This is a genomic window from Bacillus glycinifermentans (assembly GCF_001042475.2).
Lineage (GTDB): Bacteria > Bacillota > Bacilli > Bacillales > Bacillaceae > Bacillus > Bacillus glycinifermentans.
In genome coordinates, this window is sequence record NZ_LECW02000014.1 from 53736 (window position 1) to 69654 (window position 15919).

The following is a 15919-nucleotide window of genomic DNA, read 5'->3' on the forward strand; positions in this document are numbered from 1 at the left end:
TTTTAAAATGGAAAACCGACACAACCTGAATAGATTTTGGAGGGAAACACATGTCAGTAAAATGGGAAAAGCAAGAAGGAAACGAAGGCGTTTTAACGGTTGAGGTTGATGCTGATACCTTTAATAAAGCCCTTGACTATGCATTCAAAAAAGTAGTGAAGCAAGTATCCATTCCTGGATTCCGTAAAGGAAAAGTGCCGCGCGGTTTGTTTGAGCAGCGTTTCGGTGTTGAAGCACTTTATCAGGACGCACTGGACATCCTGCTTCCTGTCGAATATCCGAAAGCGGTTGAAGAAGCGGGCATTGAGCCTGTTGACCGTCCGGAAATCGACGTTGAGAAAATCGAAAAAGGCGAGAACCTGATCTTCACTGCGAAAGTAACGGTTAAACCTGAAGTGAAGCTTGGCGAATACAAAGGGCTCGGCGTTGAAAAAGACGATACTGCCGTAACGGATGAAGACGTACAAAACGAACTGAAGTCTCTTCAAGAGCGCCAGGCAGAGCTTGTCGTCAAAGAAGACGGAAAAGTAGAAGAAGGAGACACCGTTGTTCTTGATTTCGAAGGATTCGTTGACGGCGAAGCTTTCGAAGGCGGAAAAGCGGAGAACTATTCTCTTGAAGTCGGTTCAGGCTCTTTCATTCCGGGCTTTGAAGACCAGCTTGTCGGACTGGAAGCCGGGGCTGAAAAAGACGTTGAAGTCACATTCCCTGAAGAATATCACGCGGAAGAATTGGCCGGCAAACCAGCCGTCTTCAAAGTGAAAATTCACGAAATCAAAGCGAAAGAGCTTCCTGAGCTTGATGACGAGTTCGCGAAAGACGTCGATGAAGAAGTCGAAACGCTTGCCGAACTGACTGAGAAAACGAAAAAACGCCTTGAAGAAGCGAAAGAAAACGAAGCGGATGCAAAATTGCGCGAAGAGCTTGTTTTGAAGGCTTCTGAAAATGCTGAGATCGACATTCCTCAAGCGATGATCGATACAGAGCTTGACCGCATGATGAAAGAATTCGAACAGCGTCTGCAAATGCAAGGCATGAACCTTGATCTTTACTTCCAATTCTCAGGCCAGGATGAAAACGCGCTGAAAGAGCAAATGAAAGAAGATGCCGAAAAACGCGTAAAATCAAACTTGACGCTTGAAGCTATCGCAAAAGCCGAAGACCTTCAAGTTTCTGACGAGGAAGTTGAAGAAGAACTTTCTAAAATGGCTGAAGCGTATAACATGCCTGTCGAAAACATCAAACAGGCGATCGGTTCTACAGACGGCATGAAAGAGGATTTAAAAATTCGCAAAGCAATTGATTTTCTTGTAGAAAACCGTTAATATGTTTCATAATCATAGTTTATATAAAACAGGGCGCGAGTGTTTCGTGCCTTGTTTTATACAATTTTGACTTATCGGCCCTTCTTTTGGAAAGGATAGATAATGTCAAGCGGATCAACATACATATTGAATATGCCGGAAAGGCAAACACAATGTTATCGCCTTTTTGGAAAGTGTGGTAAAATGCAATACATAATGGAACGAATGTTTTACAGCGTGTGTTTCTTTTAACGAAGAAACGGATATGACAAGGATATAAGGGGTGAAAGAATGTTTAAATTCAACGAGGAAAAAGGACAATTGAAATGCTCGTTTTGCGGAAAAACCCAAGATCAGGTACGCAAGCTTGTCGCCGGACCAGGCGTATATATATGTGATGAGTGCATCGAACTTTGCACTGAGATCGTCGAAGAGGAACTCGGCAATGAAGAAGAAGTGGAATTTAAAGATGTTCCGAAACCGCAGGAAATCCGTGAAATTCTTGATGAATACGTAATCGGCCAGGACCAGGCGAAAAAATCCCTTGCCGTGGCCGTTTACAATCACTATAAACGGATTAACTCCAACAGCAAAGTGGACGATGTTGAGCTGTCGAAGAGCAACATTTCCATGATCGGACCGACAGGAAGCGGAAAAACGCTTCTTGCCCAAACGCTTGCACGCATCTTAAATGTGCCGTTTGCGATCGCTGACGCTACCTCCCTGACGGAGGCGGGCTATGTCGGTGAAGACGTGGAAAACATTTTGCTGAAGCTGATCCAGGCGGCTGACTATGACGTGGAAAAAGCAGAAAAAGGCATTATCTACATCGATGAAATTGACAAAGTCGCGAGAAAATCGGAGAACCCTTCGATTACGCGCGATGTTTCAGGTGAAGGCGTCCAGCAGGCGCTTCTGAAAATTCTTGAAGGCACGGTTGCCAGCGTTCCGCCTCAAGGCGGAAGAAAGCATCCGCATCAAGAATTCATCCAAATTGACACGACCAATATCCTGTTCATCTGCGGCGGGGCTTTTGACGGAATCGAGCAGATTATCAAACGCCGTCTCGGTCAGAAAGTCATCGGTTTCGGCGCCGACAACAAGCACGAAGACCTTGAGAAAGAAGCGCTGTTGTCCAAAGTGCTTCCTGAAGATTTGCTTCGCTTCGGCTTAATTCCGGAATTCATCGGCCGGCTTCCGATTATCGCCAGCCTTGAACCGCTTGATGAAAATGCGCTGGTTGAAATTTTGACAAAACCGAAAAATGCACTTGTAAAGCAATACGCGAAAATGCTTGAACTGGATAATGTGGAGCTTGTCTTCGAAGAGGAAGCACTCAAAGCAATCGCCAAAAAAGCGATCGAACGCAAAACAGGTGCGCGCGGCCTTCGTTCCATTATCGAAGGAATCATGCTTGACGTGATGTTTGACCTGCCGTCACGCGACGATATCGAAAAATGCGTGATTACAGCCGAAACCGTCACTGACGGCGAGCCGCCGCGTCTGATTATGAAAGACGGCACCGTCGCCACCGAAGACAAAAAAACGTCGGCATAATGCTACCACCCCCTGAAGCTTCAGGGGGTTTTTGTTTGGTCAAAATTATCCCTCCCGAAACGTTTATTCCCTCTCCCAACAGGAAATACTAACAGACATAGATCAGATACGGGAGGGACCATCAGTTGAGCTGGACGAGCATTGCACTTTTTGTACAATTATTTTTCGGGATTATCATCGGATTATATTTTTGGAATCTGCTTAAAAACCAAAGAACGCAAAAGGTTACGATAGACAGAGAATCCAAAAAAGAGATGGAACAGCTCCGGAAAATGAGATCAATTCATTTATCAGAACCTTTATCAGAAAAGGTCCGGCCGACAAGCTTTCATGACATTGTCGGCCAGGAAGACGGAATCAAAGCGCTGAAAGCCGCTCTTTGCGGCCCGAATCCTCAGCACGTGATCATCTACGGCCCTCCGGGAGTCGGAAAAACGGCGGCCGCCCGGCTCGTCCTGGAAGAAGCAAAAAAAAATAAACGTTCTCCTTTTCAGGATTCCTCCGTTTTTGTGGAGCTTGACGCCACGACGGCACGATTTGATGAGCGGGGTATTGCTGATCCTTTGATCGGTTCGGTTCATGACCCGATTTACCAGGGAGCCGGCGCGATGGGGCAGGCGGGGATTCCGCAGCCGAAACAAGGGGCCGTCACACATGCACACGGAGGCGTTTTATTTATCGACGAAATCGGAGAGCTTCATCCGATTCAGATGAATAAAATGCTGAAAGTGCTGGAAGATCGGAAAGTCTTTCTGGAAAGCGCCTATTACAGCGAAGAAAACACGCAAATCCCGAAGCATATTCACGATATTTTTCAAAACGGGCTGCCGGCGGATTTCAGGCTGATCGGCGCGACGACGAGAATGCCTGAGGAAATTCCTCCCGCCATCCGCTCGCGCTGCCTTGAAGTGTTTTTCCGCGACCTTGAAAGGCACGAATTGAAAACCGTCGCGAAAAAAGCGGCCGACAAAATTAAAAAACACGTAACAGACGAAGGGCTTGACCTTTTGACATGCTATGCGAGGAACGGACGCGAAGTCGTCAATATGATGCAGATCGCTGCCGGGATGGCGCTGACTGAAGACCGCGACCACGTCACTCTCGAGGATATCGAATGGGTGATCCACTCCAGCCAGCTGACGCCGAAATATGAGCAAAAAATCGGCCGGAATCCGCAGATCGGCATCGTCAACGGTCTTGCGGTACACGGTCCGAACAGCGGCTCTTTGCTAGAGATCGAAGTTACTGTCAATCAAGCCGCTGATAAAGGATCGATCAATATTACCGGCATTGCCGAAGAAGAAAATATCGGCAATCAGTCAAAATCGATCCGCCGAAAAAGCATGGCGAAAGGGTCTGTTGAAAACGTCATGACCGTCCTCAGGTCAATGGGTGTAAAAGCTTCAGACTATGACATCCACATTAACTTCCCGGGCGGAATCCCGGTTGACGGGCCATCGGCTGGAATCGCGATGGCGGCGGGCATTTTTTCGGCAATCCACAAAATACCGATCGACCATACGATCGCGATGACTGGCGAAATCAGCCTGCACGGCCGGGTAAAACCGATCGGCGGCGTGATTCCGAAAATTAAAGCTGCCAAGCATGCGGGCGCGAAGACGGTTATTATCCCGCATGAAAATGTCCAGTCCATTTTAAAGCAGATCAAAGGCATTCGCATCGTTCCCGTCAAAACGCTTCAGGAAGTGCTTGACCTTTCATTGGTCAATCCGCCTTCAGAAATGCCGGACGGAGTCCAGATTAAAAAAGAATCCGTATAATCCTCATCACTTCGGTGGGGATTTTTTAACGGGGCCGCATCCGGGTAAGTTTTCTTTGCGCAGGACATCTTTTCCTTTTTCAGAAGTGAAAGAAAGGGTATACTACAGGAGACCCTTTTATTTCGCGGGACTTACCATTGTACATCGATAAAAAAAGTGTATTATAATGTTTCTTACTAAAGTTACGGAGGTGTCAGTCAAAATGGCAGATGAAACGAAACGAAGCATCCCGCTCCTCCCTTTAAGAGGTTTACTCGTCTATCCGACCATGGTGTTGCACCTTGATGTAGGACGCGAAAAGTCGGTGCAGGCGCTGGAACAGTCCATGATGAATGACCATATGATTTTTCTTGCAACACAAAAGGACATATCGATAGACGAACCGGATGAAGAAGAAATCTTCCCATTCGGGACCTACACGAAAATCAAGCAGATGCTGAAGCTTCCAAACGGAACGATCCGCGTTTTAGTGGAAGGCATTCAGCGCGCCCGAATCGTTGAATACCATGATTTGGATGATTATACATCGGTTACGATCGAGCGAATCGAAGAGGATACTGAAAAAGATGTTGAAGATGAAGCACTGATGCGCACCCTGCTCGACCACTTTGATCAATACATAAAGATTTCCAAAAAAATATCAGCTGAAACGTTTGCCGCGGTGACAGACATTGAAGAGCCCGGGAGAATGGCCGATATCGTCGCTTCCCACCTTCCGCTTAAGTTAAAGGACAAGCAGGAAGTCCTGGAAACGGTCGATGTGAAAGCAAGGCTGAATAAAGTGATCGACCTGATTCACAATGAAAAAGAAGTCTTGGAGATTGAGAAAAAAATCGGGCAGCGCGTGAAGCGTTCAATGGAAAGAACGCAAAAGGAATACTACCTCCGCGAGCAAATGAAAGCCATCCAAAAAGAGCTTGGAGACAAAGAAGGAAAAACGGGCGAGGTTCAAAAGCTTACGGATAAAATCGAAGAGGCCGGAATGCCGGACCATGTGAAAGAAACGGCATTCAAAGAGCTGAACCGGTACGAAAAAATCCCGTCAAGCTCTGCCGAAAGTTCGGTGATCCGCAATTATATCGAATGGCTGATTTCGCTTCCGTGGAATGACGCAACAGAAGACAGGCTTGATATTCACCTTGCCGGCAAAATTCTTGATGAAGAGCATCACGGCCTTGAGAAAGTCAAGGAGCGGGTTCTGGAGTACTTAGCCGTCCAAAAGCTGACAAAGTCATTAAAAGGACCGATCTTGTGTTTGGCCGGACCTCCCGGCGTCGGAAAGACTTCCCTTGCAAAATCGATCGCTAAATCGCTCGGGCGGAAATTCGTCCGCATTTCGCTTGGCGGCGTCAGGGATGAATCCGAAATCCGCGGCCACCGCCGGACGTATGTAGGGGCGATGCCCGGCCGGATCATTCAAGGAATGAAAAAAGCGGGCAAAATCAATCCCGTATTTCTGCTGGATGAGATCGATAAGATGGCCTCAGATTTCAGGGGCGACCCGGCTTCAGCGATGCTTGAAGTGCTCGATCCTGAGCAAAATCACACGTTCAGCGACCATTATATAGAAGAAACGTTTGACTTATCGAAGGTTTTGTTTATCGCAACGGCGAACAATCTGGCGACGATTCCTGCTCCGCTTAGAGACAGAATGGAAATCATTACGATCGCGGGCTACACCGAAGTGGAGAAGGTGGAAATCGTCAAAGACCATCTTCTGCCAAAGCAGATCAAGGAGCACGGGCTGAAAAAATCAAACCTGCAAATGCGGGATCAGGCCGTACTTGATGTCATCCGCTATTATACGAGGGAAGCCGGGGTACGGAACCTTGAGCGCCAAATTGCCTCGATCTGCAGAAAAGCGGCAAAGCTGATCGTCTCAGGAGAAAGAAAAAGAATTACGGTCACAGAGAAAAATCTCGAGGACTATCTGGGAAAACGAATCTTCAGATACGGGCAAGCGGAGCTGGATGACCAAATCGGCGTCGTGACGGGGCTTGCTTACACAACAGCCGGGGGTGACACGCTTTCTATCGAAGTGTCGCTTTCACCGGGTAAAGGAAAGCTGATCTTAACCGGAAAGCTCGGCGATGTCATGAGGGAATCGGCGCAGGCTGCGTTCAGCTATGTCCGTTCAAAAGCGGAAGAATTAAAGATCAGTCCGGATTTTCATGAAAAGCATGACATTCACATCCATGTTCCGGAAGGCGCTGTTCCGAAGGACGGCCCGTCCGCCGGCATCACGATGGCGACCGCTCTCGTTTCTGCACTGACGGGCCGCCCGGTTTCCCGCAATGTCGGCATGACCGGGGAAATCACGCTGAGAGGCCGGGTGCTTCCGATCGGCGGCCTGAAAGAAAAAGCGCTCGCCGCGCACCGGGCCGGGCTGAAAAACATCATCATACCGAAAGATAATGAAAAAGACATTGAGGACATTCCGGAGAGCGTGCGGGAAGGACTGAATTTCATACCCGTCTCTCATCTGGATGAAGTCCTTAAGCATGCGCTAGTGGGAGAAGAGAAATGAAAGTTACAAAATCAGAAATCGTCATCAGCGCGGTGAAACCCGAGCAGTACCCTGAAGGGGGGCTGCCGGAGATCGCGCTTGCCGGGAGATCGAATGTCGGGAAATCATCATTCATTAATACAATGATCAACCGGAAAAATTTAGCGAGAACGTCTTCAAAGCCCGGCAAAACACAGACGCTCAACTTCTATATCATCAATGATGTGCTCCATTTCGTGGATGTTCCGGGCTACGGGTTTGCAAAAGTGTCCAAGACCGAGCGCGAAGCGTGGGGCCGGATGATCGAGACGTATATAACGTCGCGCGAAGAACTGAAAGCAGTCGTACAAATCGTCGACCTCAGACACGCGCCATCACAGGATGACGTCATGATGTATGACTTTTTAAAGCACTATGATATTCCGGTGATTGTCATTGCGACAAAGGCTGATAAGATCCCAAAAGGAAAATGGGATAAGCATGCAAAAGTCGTCAGGCAGACGCTGAATATTGAAGATGGAGACAAACTGATTCTGTTTTCCTCGGAAACGAAAAAAGGAAAGCAGGAGGCATGGGCCGCAATTGAACAAATGATCAGCGGCTGAAAAAAAGCACTTGCGTCATGGATGCAGGTGCTTTTTTGCGGAATAAATTATTTTCTTTTTAAGAATAATAAGAGCAGACTGACTGCAATCAGTGCGGCCGGCCAGTATGCTTCTACATAGAATGTTTCAATTTTAAGCGATTGAAGCCAGGCAATGATCCGGTTGAAAAAATAAAGATACAGTGCAAAGGCGATCATCAAAAAACTTTCAAATTGATATTCTTTTGTGCGAAGCGATCTGATGAACAGGGCGCATCCGGCAATCAGGACGACAGCGGTGAAATCATCGGCTTGTCCGAAAAGCTCCTGTTTAAAGGCGAAATAAACGCCGATTGCGGCAAGCAGCAAGCCGGCAAAAAAATGAGCGTTATCGGCTTCTTTGTGCCCCTGATATAAAAATGCGAGGCCGACGAGAGCGGCCAAAACAGACCATTCCCCTTGTCCGTCAAAGAGGCTGATTTGTCCGGAACGCAATATTGCGTAAATCGATACGGCGAGGAACAGGCACGGGAGCAAAATCGATTTCTTTTTCAAACTATCACCTTCTCGTTTTAAAGAAAATAGGAAAGCAATTTCTACTATAACACAACATTTTTTTAAAATCTGTTCACATTTTGTGAAGAGAAAATAGTGAATATATGTTATAATCGTTGTGAATAATAAATTCTATATTGTAATTATTCTAATCTAGATAGATGTTGGGGGTGCAAGCAGGAATTATGCATATACTTGTTGTGGGATTGGATTACAAATCGGCCCCTGTTCATATACGCGAAAAATTAACGTTCCAGCCCGGCGATTTGGGACGCGCCATGTCGCAGTTAAAAGAAGAGAAAAGCATACTCGAAAACATCATCGTGTCGACATGCAACCGAACAGAACTGTATGCTGTCGTAGATCAGTTGCACACCGGACGCTATTATATGAAAAGGTTTTTGGCGGATTGGTTCGGCATGGATAAAGAAGACATTTCGCCTTACTTAAAATATTATGAAAATGACGGAGCTGTTGAGCATCTGTTCCGCGTATCGTGCGGCCTTGATTCAATGATCATCGGAGAAACGCAGATTTTGGGCCAAGTGCGCACAAGCTTCAAGCTCGCTCAGGAAGAGAAGACGATTGGTACCGTTTTCAACTATTTGTTTAAACAGGCTGTCACCGTTGCCAAACGGTGCCATGCTGAGACGGACATCGCATCAAATGCGGTATCTGTCAGCTATGCCGCCGTTGAGCTGGCCAAAAAAATCTTCGGCAGCCTTGCGGATAAGCACGTTCTCATTCTCGGAGCGGGCAAAATGGGAGAGCTTGCCGTGCAAAACCTTCACGGACAAGGAATCGGACAGGTTACGGTCATCAACAGAACATTTTCAAAGGCAAAAGAGCTGGCCGGCCGCTTTTCAGGCGAGGCTAAAAGCCTGAACGAGCTGCAATGCGCTCTGACGGAAGCTGACATTCTCATCAGCTCGACCGGTGCAAACGGCTACGTCATTACAAAAGAGATGATCGAACAGGTCAACAAGCTTCGGAAAGGCTGTCCGCTTTTCATGGTGGATATCGCCGTGCCGCGCGACCTTGATCCTGCGCTTCAAGACGTGGAAGGCGTCTTTTTGTATGATATCGACGATCTTGAAGGCATCGTCGAGGAAAACTTGAAAGAGCGCCAGGCCGTGGCTGAAGAAGTCGAGCTCATCATCGAGGCGGAAATCGTCGCCTTTAAGCAATGGCTCAATACGCTCGGAGTCGTTCCGGTCATCTCGGCATTGAGGGAGAAGGCGCTCGCGATCCAGTCTGAAACGATGCAGAGCATTGAGCGCAAGCTGCCTCATTTAAGCATGAGGGAAAAGAAGCTTTTAAATAAACATACGAAAAGCATCATCAACCAGCTTTTGCGCGATCCGATTTTAAAAGCGAAAGAGTTTGCCTCAGAATCGGATGCAGAGGAAAAGCTCAGCCTGTTCACGCAGATTTTCGATATTGAAGAAGCGGCTTTCGCGAATGAAAAGAAACAAGATGAGCGCCAGCTGGTTCAAGGCTTTAAAAAACAGCATCAGCAGGGCTTCACCTCTATCGCGAGTGAGTGACGTCATGACAGATACACTGCTAGCAAGGCTTAATGAAGGCACGATCGTTTTATATGCGCTCAGCGTTCTCTTTTATTTTATAGATTTTCTACAGCACAACCGGAAGGCAGGCAAAGCGGCCTTCTGGTTGCTTTCTATTGTCTGGATTCTTCAGACGGTGTATCTTTTTTATTTTATGTGGTATACCGAGGCGTTTCCTGTGTTGAACAATGTGCAGGGTCTTTATTTTTATGCCTGGGTGCTTGTCACGCTGTCCCTTGTATTGACAAAGCTCTTGAAGGTGGATTTTCTCGTCTTTTTCACAAACGTGATCGGCTTTTCCATGGTGGCGATTCATACGTTTACACCGACCGCACAGCAGTCGGCGGAGCTTTCGGGCAGGCTGGTGTCAGAGCTTCTGATCATTCACATTACGATGGCGATTCTCTCATACGGAGCATTTTCTTTGTCATTTGTCTTTTCAATGCTTTATCTTTTTCAGTACAATTTATTGAAAAAGAAAAAGTGGGGAAAATGGCTTTTGAGAATCGAGGATTTGGCAAAGCTTGATTACATGGCGTACGTCCTCAATATCATCGGCGTGCCTATGCTCCTCCTGAGCCTGATCCTCGGGATCATCTGGTCGTATGTGTCGCTTGAGACCCTGTACTGGACGGATCCGAAAGTGCTCGGCTCCATCGTGCTTCTCTTTTTATATGGCTATTATTTATTTATCAGGATCGTCAAAGAGCTGCAGGGGAGGATCGCGGCTATGTGGAATACCGCGTCTTTTCTTGTTCTCTTAATCAATTTCTTTTTACTAGGCAGCTTTTCACAATTTCATTGGTTTAGTTAAAACGGTTGCCCGTACGGAAATGGGAGGAAGAACATATGAGAAATATCATCGTGGGCTCAAGAAGAAGCAAATTGGCGATGACCCAGACGAAATGGGTAATCAAAAAACTGGAGGAACTGCATCCGAATGTTACATTTGAAATAAAGGAAATCGTGACGAAAGGCGACCGGATTCTTGACGTCACCTTGTCAAAGGTCGGCGGAAAAGGCCTTTTCGTTAAAGAAATCGAGCAGGCCATGCTTTCAGGAGAAATTGATATGGCGGTTCACAGCATGAAGGACATGCCGTCCGCGCTTCCGGAGAGCCTTGTGATCGGCTGCGTTCCGAAGCGGGAGGATGTCCGCGACGCGCTCATTTCAAAAAAACGTCAAACACTCGCAGAGCTTCCGCAGGGGGCGGTTGTCGGTACGAGCAGCCTGCGGAGAAGCGCCCAGCTTTTGCAGATCCGTCCCGACCTTGAGATTAAATGGATCAGAGGGAATATCGACACAAGGCTCAAAAAGCTTGAGACTGACGAGTATGACGCGATTATTTTGGCGGCTGCCGGCCTTTCGAGAATGGGCTGGAAAGACGATGTCGTGACGGAGTTTCTAGAGCCTGAGAGCTGCCTGCCTGCAGTCGGGCAAGGTGCGTTGGCGATTGAGTGCAGAGCTGCGGACGAGGAGCTGCTCGGCCTGTTATCCCGGCTGAATGACTGTTACACAGAGCAGACTGTCACGGCTGAACGCGCGTTTCTTCATGCGATGGAAGGCGGGTGTCAAATTCCGATTGCGGGCTTTGCCGTGATGAATGAAGAAGATGTCATCGAACTGACCGGTCTTGTTGCTTCTCCGGACGGCAAAACGGTATACAGGGAAAAGACGAGCGGGACAGATCCCGCAGCCGTCGGCAAAGAGTGCGCCGAACGGATGGCGCAAAAAGGAGCCAAGGCTTTAATTGACCGGGTCAAACAGGAGCTGGACAATCATGAATCGTGATCTTCCTCTGCAAGGAAAGAAGGTGCTCGTCACCCGCAATAAAGCGCAAGCCCAGTCATTTGGAAAAAAGGTGAAGGATTTGGGGGGAGAAGCGGTATTAACCTCTTTGATCTCGTTCCGGCCCGCTCTCTCTTCCGATCGGGCCCCGCAATTTCAAGCGGACATCGGCCAGGCGGACTGGCTTGTCTTTACTAGCGTAAACGGAGCGAAGTTCTTTTTTTCTTACATGGAAGATCACGGAATCGGGATTTCGGCCGCATCCAGGGCAAAGGTTGCCGCTGTCGGAGAAAAGACCGCCCGATATTTAGAAGACAGGAATGTCCGGGTTGACCTTATTCCGGAACGTTACATCGCTGAAGAGCTTGCTGAAGCGCTGCGGCAAAAAGTCGGCCGGAGTGACAAGGTGGCGGTTTTGAAAGGGAATTTATCGCGCGATGTTATAAAAGAAACCCTTACCCCCTTCGGCGTTGACATTTCGGAGTGGGTTTTGTATGAAACCGTCCCCGACACGGAAGGCCTGCGTCAGCTCAAAGATGCGGCAGCGCGTGAAGCGTTTGATTTCGTGACGTTTACGAGCTCTTCGACCGTACATGCGTTTATGAGCATATTGAAAGAGGAGAGCAAAAGGTGGGCCGAAAAAGGCACATCCTTTATCAGCATCGGGCCTTTGACGAAAAAGGCGCTCTCGGAATACGGAATCCCTTCAACTATGCCGGAGGTTTATACAATTGACGGAATGCTGGATGCGATGTGCAGCATTTCAAGAAAAGGAGAATGACAAATGAAAGCATCATTTCACAGACACCGCCGTCTGCGGACAACGGCAGGCATGAGGAAGCTTGTCAGAGAAACCGAATTAAGAGCATCAGACTTTATTTATCCGATTTTTGCAATCGAAGGGGAGAACATTAAAAGTGAAGTGCCTTCAATGCCCGGTGTGTATCAGCTGTCGCTGGACAGACTGAACGAAGAACTTGAAGAAGTCGCAAGCCTCGGCATTCAATCGGTTATCGTTTTCGGCGTGCCGGAACACAAAGATGCTGTCGGAAGTGAAGCATATCATGACCATGGTATCGTCCAAAAAGCGATCGCAAAAATAAAAGAGGACTTCCCGGAGCTTGTCGTAGTCGCCGATACATGCCTTTGCGAATATACGGATCACGGCCACTGCGGCCTCGTCGAGAACGGCGAAATCTTAAACGACGAATCGCTCGCTCTCCTGGCGAAGACGGCGGTCAGCCAGGCCCGGGCCGGCGCTGACATCATCGCGCCGTCCAACATGATGGACGGATTCGTTGCCGCCATCAGAGAGGCGCTTGACGAGGAAGGGTTTACGAACGTGCCGATTATGTCTTACGCTGTAAAATATGCGAGTGCGTTTTACGGGCCGTTCCGCGATGCAGCAGGAAGCAGCCCGCAGTTCGGAGACCGGAAAACATATCAAATGGATTACGCCAACCGCCTGGAAGCTATCAGAGAAGCGAAATCCGATGTGGAAGAAGGCGCCGATTTTCTGATCGTCAAACCGACTCTCTCCTATTTGGATATCGTCCGCGACGTGAAAAACGAGTTTGATCTGCCTGTCGTAGGATACAATGTGAGCGGAGAGTATTCGATCGTAAAAGCGGGAGGCCAAAACGGCTGGATCGATGAAAAAGCGCTGGTCCTTGAAATGCTGACAAGCATGAAGCGAGCAGGCTGTGATTTGATCATCACGTATTTTGCAAAAGATGCGGCAAAATGGATTGCAGAATAACGAAAATCGACTGGAGGTTTTAGCGAATGCGGAGCTATGAAAAATCTAAAGCGGCTTTTAAAAAAGCTCAGCATGTCCTGCCGGGCGGAGTAAACAGTCCGGTCCGCGCGTTTAAATCGGTAAACATGGATCCGATTTTCATGGAACGGGGCAAAGGTTCGAAGATTTATGATATCGACGGAAACGAATATATTGATTACGTCTTATCATGGGGTCCGCTCATTTTGGGACACAGCAATGAACAAGTTGTGAAAAGCATTCAAGAGACGGCCAAAAACGGGACAAGCTTCGGTGCGCCGACCGAGCTGGAAACAGAGCTCGCCGAGCTTGTCATTGAACGTGTCCCTTCCATAGAAATCGTCCGGATGGTCAGCTCGGGAACCGAAGCGACGATGAGTGCATTAAGACTTGCAAGGGGATACACCGGCCGGAATAAAATCGTGAAATTTGAAGGCTGTTATCACGGGCACGGCGATTCGCTGCTCATCAAGGCGGGCTCCGGAGTGGCGACGCTCGGCTTGCCTGACAGCCCGGGTGTTCCTGAAAGCATTGCCAAAAATACGATTACCGTTCCATACAATGATCTCGAAACGATGAAGCTTGTCTTCCAAGAGTTCGGAGACGACATCGCCGGCGTCATCGTCGAGCCTGTAGCCGGCAATATGGGTGTCGTGCCGCCTGTTAAAGGGTTCCTCGAAGGACTCCGCGAGCTTACCGAAACATATGGTGCGCTTTTGATCTTTGACGAGGTTATGACGGGCTTCAGGGTCGATTACAATTGCGCCCAAGGCTATTTCGGCGTGACGCCTGATTTGACGTGTCTCGGAAAAGTGATCGGCGGCGGGCTTCCAGTCGGCGCGTACGGAGGAAAAGCCGAAATCATGGAGAAAATTGCGCCGAGCGGACCGATTTATCAGGCCGGCACATTGTCCGGCAACCCGCTTGCCATGACAGCCGGACTCGAAACATTGAAGCAGCTGACGCCTGATTCTTATCGGGAATTTTCACGCAAAGCGGATCTTCTTGAAAAAGGAATTTCTGAAGCTGCCCGGAAAAACGGCATCCCGCATACATTTAACCGGGCTGGATCGATGATCGGCTTCTTTTTCACAGACGAGCCTGTCATCAATTATGAAACCGCCAGACAGTCTGACCTCAGCCTGTTTGCCGCCTATTATAAAGGAATGGCGGATGAAGGCGTGTTCCTGCCGCCGTCTCAGTTTGAAGGGCTGTTTTTGTCAACCGCCCACACGGATGAAGACATTGAACATACGATCGGAGCGGTTGAACGGGTGTTCAGCGCGATCAGCCGCGAAGAGTAAAGAACGAAGGAGGCTGCCGGCATTGCCGGCGGCCCATTTTTTTATGTTCATATTTTGCCGCTTTTTTTCATACATCTTTACTGACATCTAATTTTAAAAATTAGGTGAAGGGAGGATATCAGTTTGCCGCAAAACCATCGTTTGCAATTTTCTGTGGAAGAGTCGATCTGTTTTCAAAAAGGACAGGAAGTATCGGAATTGTTATCGATATCATTAGATCCTGACATTTCTGTTCAGGAAGTGAATGATTACGTATCAATACGCGGGTCATTAGAGCTGACAGGCGAATACAACATAGATCAAACCTGGGAGTATGCTGAGCTGCCTGCGACAAGCCGATTTGTGGAAGACGTAAAATTGAAAGGTGACGGAAGCGCCGAGCTGACGCATTGCTTTCCCGTAGATATTACGATTCCAAAAAACAAGGTGAATCATTTAAACGATGTATTTGTGTTTATTGATGCTTTCGATTATCAGCTGACAGATGCCCGCATGCTGACGATTCAGGCGGATTTGGCGATTGAAGGCCTGCTGAATGTGAGCGGGGAAGAAGAGGAGAAAAACGAGGCGCGCACCCCGCCGGTTCTGGGGGAAATTCCTCAGTATGAAGAAGAACCTGAACCTGCGTACCGGTCTTATCCGGATGAAGAAGACAATGCTGAAGAAAAGACGTTTTCCATTAGCCTTGACGCTCCGTACGATGACCAGGAAGTAGAAGAAGAAACGTATGAAGATGAAGATGAAACCGATGAACAAACGGTTCCGATTTATCAATCGTTTCTCGGAGAATCCGGAAATGAAGCAAAACCGTTTTTTGCCGCTTCATTGTCCGCTGCGGAAAGAACGAAGCGCGACCTGGAAACGCAAAAGGAAACAGAGGAAATGAGAGAAGAGGTAAAAACGGAACTGAAAATGGAGGAAAGCAGCAGGGACGCAGAAGCTGAACCGAGAATGGAAGAAAGCAGCGGGAACGCAAAAGCTGAACCGAGAATGGAAGAAAGCAGCGGGAACGCAAAAGCTGAACCGAGAATGGAAGCAAGCAGCGGGGAAGCAAAAGCGGAACTGAAAAAGGAAGCAAGCAGCGGGAACCTAATAGCTGAACCGAGAATGGAAAAAAGCAGCAGGGACGCAGAAGCGGAACCGAGAATGGAAAAAAGCAGCAGGGACGCAGAAGCGGAACCGAGAATGGAAGCAAG

Annotated in this window: 13 protein-coding genes; 12 read left to right on the plus strand and 1 reads right to left on the minus strand. The window is 48.2% G+C overall.

What is annotated here, in order from left to right; translation table 11 throughout:
* Positions 1-50 precede the first annotated feature (50 nt).
* From tig to yihA, 5 genes are all read left to right on the plus strand, one after another.
* Positions 51-1325 carry a trigger factor gene (gene tig / locus AB447_RS10050; RefSeq protein WP_048354297.1) on the plus strand — a complete coding sequence of 425 codons (1275 nt, stop codon included), beginning with the start codon at positions 51-53 and terminating at the stop codon, positions 1323-1325.
* 270 nt (positions 1326-1595) lie between these two features.
* Positions 1596-2861, plus strand: coding sequence for an ATP-dependent protease ATP-binding subunit ClpX (gene clpX / locus AB447_RS10055; RefSeq protein ID WP_048354296.1), 1266 nt, complete (start codon positions 1596-1598; stop codon positions 2859-2861).
* A gap of 125 nt (positions 2862-2986) precedes the next feature.
* On the plus strand, positions 2987-4642 hold the full coding sequence (gene lonB / locus AB447_RS10060) for an ATP-dependent protease LonB (RefSeq protein WP_048406493.1): 1656 nt from the start codon (positions 2987-2989) through the stop codon (positions 4640-4642).
* Between the two features lie 202 nt (positions 4643-4844).
* Positions 4845-7169: an endopeptidase La gene (lon, locus tag AB447_RS10065; protein ID WP_048355975.1), complete on the plus strand. Its 2325-nt coding sequence runs from the start codon at positions 4845-4847 to the stop codon at positions 7167-7169.
* Complete coding sequence (yihA, locus tag AB447_RS10070; RefSeq protein ID WP_048355976.1) at positions 7166-7753, plus strand: ribosome biogenesis GTP-binding protein YihA/YsxC; 588 nt, start codon at positions 7166-7168, stop codon at positions 7751-7753. The genes lon and yihA overlap by 4 nt, the downstream gene beginning before the upstream one ends.
* Before the next feature lie 47 nt (positions 7754-7800).
* Here the strand turns inward: yihA and AB447_RS10075 are convergent, their stop codons facing one another.
* Positions 7801-8286 carry a hypothetical protein gene (locus tag AB447_RS10075; RefSeq protein ID WP_048355977.1) on the minus strand — a complete coding sequence of 162 codons (486 nt, stop codon included), beginning with the start codon at positions 8284-8286 and terminating at the stop codon, positions 7801-7803.
* Positions 8287-8471: 185 nt separating this feature from the next.
* Between AB447_RS10075 and hemA the strand changes: the two genes are divergently transcribed.
* The 7 genes from hemA to AB447_RS10110 form a co-directional block, all read left to right on the plus strand.
* Positions 8472-9833 (plus strand): glutamyl-tRNA reductase, encoded by a 1362-nt coding sequence (gene hemA / locus AB447_RS10080; RefSeq protein WP_048355978.1) that lies wholly within the window; start codon positions 8472-8474, stop codon positions 9831-9833.
* A gap of 4 nt (positions 9834-9837) precedes the next feature.
* On the plus strand, positions 9838-10668 hold the full coding sequence (locus tag AB447_RS10085) for a cytochrome c biogenesis protein (RefSeq protein ID WP_048355979.1): 831 nt from the start codon (positions 9838-9840) through the stop codon (positions 10666-10668).
* Between the two features lie 35 nt (positions 10669-10703).
* Entirely contained in the window at positions 10704-11645 is a 942-nt protein-coding gene (gene hemC / locus AB447_RS10090; RefSeq protein WP_048355980.1) for a hydroxymethylbilane synthase, read from the plus strand.
* Positions 11635-12423, plus strand: coding sequence for a uroporphyrinogen-III synthase (locus AB447_RS10095; protein ID WP_048355981.1), 789 nt, complete (start codon positions 11635-11637; stop codon positions 12421-12423). The genes hemC and AB447_RS10095 overlap by 11 nt, the downstream gene beginning before the upstream one ends.
* Positions 12424-12426: 3 nt before the next feature.
* Entirely contained in the window at positions 12427-13401 is a 975-nt protein-coding gene (gene hemB / locus AB447_RS10100; protein WP_048355982.1) for a porphobilinogen synthase, read from the plus strand.
* Between the two features lie 26 nt (positions 13402-13427).
* Positions 13428-14723, plus strand: coding sequence for a glutamate-1-semialdehyde 2,1-aminomutase (hemL, locus tag AB447_RS10105; RefSeq protein ID WP_048355983.1), 1296 nt, complete (start codon positions 13428-13430; stop codon positions 14721-14723).
* Positions 14724-14846: 123 nt separating this feature from the next.
* Positions 14847-15919 (plus strand): peptigoglycan-binding protein LysM (locus AB447_RS10110; protein WP_241494767.1); only part of this gene is annotated, 1073 nt, incomplete at its 3' end.